The sequence below is a fragment of the Cupriavidus sp. R6-3 genome (genome assembly GCF_059772245.1).
On record NZ_JCBAJO010000409.1, the window covers coordinates 1 to 2195 of the forward strand.

The 2195-nt window shown below is 67.9% G+C and carries 2 protein-coding genes; both read left to right on the forward strand.

All coding sequences use genetic code 11. The annotated features are described in order from the left end of the window. A partial coding sequence (locus AC6EI8_RS26185) for a hypothetical protein (RefSeq protein ID WP_498383346.1) occupies nucleotides 1-188 on the forward strand: 188 nt, incomplete at its 5' end. 57 nt (nucleotides 189-245) lie between these two features. Beyond that, nucleotides 246-2195 (forward strand): FUSC family protein (locus tag AC6EI8_RS26190; protein ID WP_498383347.1); only part of this gene is annotated, 1950 nt, incomplete at its 3' end.

Consider the following 2195-nt stretch of genomic DNA (forward strand, 5'->3'; position numbering starts at 1 on the left):
AGCTGCTGGCGCGCTATCGCGCCGGCGACACCGTGCCTTGCCACCTGTTCCGCCGCGACGAGCTGCACGTGCTGCCGGTCACCTTCGCGCCGGAGCCGGCGACGGAATATCGCCTGCAGCTCGAGGAAGGCGACGATCGGCGCCAGCGCGGCCGCCATCCATTGCGCGCGCGCTGGCTGGGCCAGTAAGCTACCGGCCCGGCCTTCCGCCGTAGTTCGTCCGCCGTAGCCGCCCGCCGCCCCCGCATGCAATACGCCCACGATCCCCGCACCTTCGTTTTTTCGCACTACGTCTATCGCGGGCTGCGATCGGCGACGGGCGTCATCGGCGCGACGTTGATCGCGCTGCAGCTGGCCGACCTGCCGACCGCGATGGTGGTGTCGATGGGCGCGCTGTGTACCAGCCTGATGGACCTGCCCAGCCCGGTGAATCACAAGTTCAACGAGATGCTGGCCAGCGTGCTGCTGTGTACCGCGGTGACGCTGATCGTCGCGCTGGTGACGCCGTTCCCGCGCGTGCTGCCGGTCGTGCTGGTGCTGGTCACCTTCCTGGCCGGCATGATGACGGTGTACGGCAACAAGACCATGCCGTTGCAGTTCTCGACGCTGTTCGTGATGACGCTGACGTTGAGCGAGGACTTCGTCGTGCGGCGGGCGATCGAGCACGCGCTGCTGTTCGGCGCCGGCGCGGCGGCGTACATGGCGTACGCGATGGCGGTCAGCTGGCTGATGGAGCGGCGCACCAAGCAGCAGATCCTGGCCGAGTCGCTGTACGAGCTGGCCGGCTACCTCGAGATCAAGGCCGGCTTCTACGATGCCGGCAACGACTACGACGAGCAGTTCAATGCGCTGGTGCGCCAGCAGATCGTGGTCGCGGAGCGGCAGCAGGCGGCGCGCGACCTGGTGCTGCGCGGCAACCGCACACCGCACGACGGGCTGCTGGTGCAGGTCCATCTGCGGATGCTTGACCTGTACGAATACATCCTGTCGACCAATACCGACTACCCGCTGCTGCGCCAGACCTTCGCCGGCACGCCGGTGCTGGACGCGCTGCGGCGGCTGATCCGGCTGATGTGCGAGGACGTCGAGGCGATCGCCTACGACGTGACGCGCGGCCGGCCGTCGTATGCCGAGGTCGACTATCGCGAGGCGCTGCGCGCGGTCGCCGACGAGATCGCGATGCTGCGGCACCACCATATCGACCCGGCCGCGATGACGGCGCTGGGCGAGACGCTCGACATGATCAAGGGCGCGATCGCGCTGGTCGAGCAGCTGCACGTGGCCTCGCGCACGCCGGTCGAGCCGCGCCAGGTGCTGCCCGGCCCCGACATGACGCCGTTCCTGACGCGCCAGCGCTACGAATGGCGCGTGCTGCGCGACAACCTGCACTGGCGCGCGCCGGTGTTCCGCTTCGCGCTGCGCGTCACGATGGCGGTCGCCGCTGGCCTGGTGGTCGCAAGCCATCTGCCCTACGCCTCGCACGGCTACTGGATCCTGCTGACCATCATCGTCATCCTGAAGCCGAACTTCAGCATGACCAAGCAGCGCTACAACGACCGCCTGATCGGCACGCTGATAGGCTGCATCATCGCGCTGGCGATCCTGCGCGTGGTGCACGAACCGCTGGTGCTGCTGGCTGTGCTGTTCGTCTCGCTGGTGGCCAGCGCGACCTTCGTCACGATCAAGTACCGCTACACCGCGATCGCGGCCTGCGTGCAGGTGCTGGTGCAGATCAATCTGCTGATGCCGGGCTCGACGGTGGTCGGGGAGCGGCTGGTCGATACCGTGATCGGCGGGGTGATCGCGTCGATCTTCAGCTTCGTGCTGCCGAGCTGGGAATATCGCGCGATTCCGGCACTGGTCGAGAACGTGCTGAATGCGAACCGGCGCTATATCGCCGCGACGCGCGATCTGCTGCTCGGGCTGACGCGCGACGACTTTGCCTATCGGGTCGAGCGCAAGCAGTTCATGGACAGCCTGTCGGCGCTGATCGGCTCGTTCCAGCGCATGCTGGACGAGCCCAGGAGCCGGCACCGCGCGGTCGACAACCTGAACCGCTTCATCGTGCAGAACTACCTGGTCGCGGCCCATGTCGCCGCGGCGCGCATCCAGGTGCGCCAGCACGCCGACGAACTCGACCTGCCGGCCGCGCGCGCCGCGATCGAGGAAGCGACCGAGGCGGCGAGCCGCAGCCTG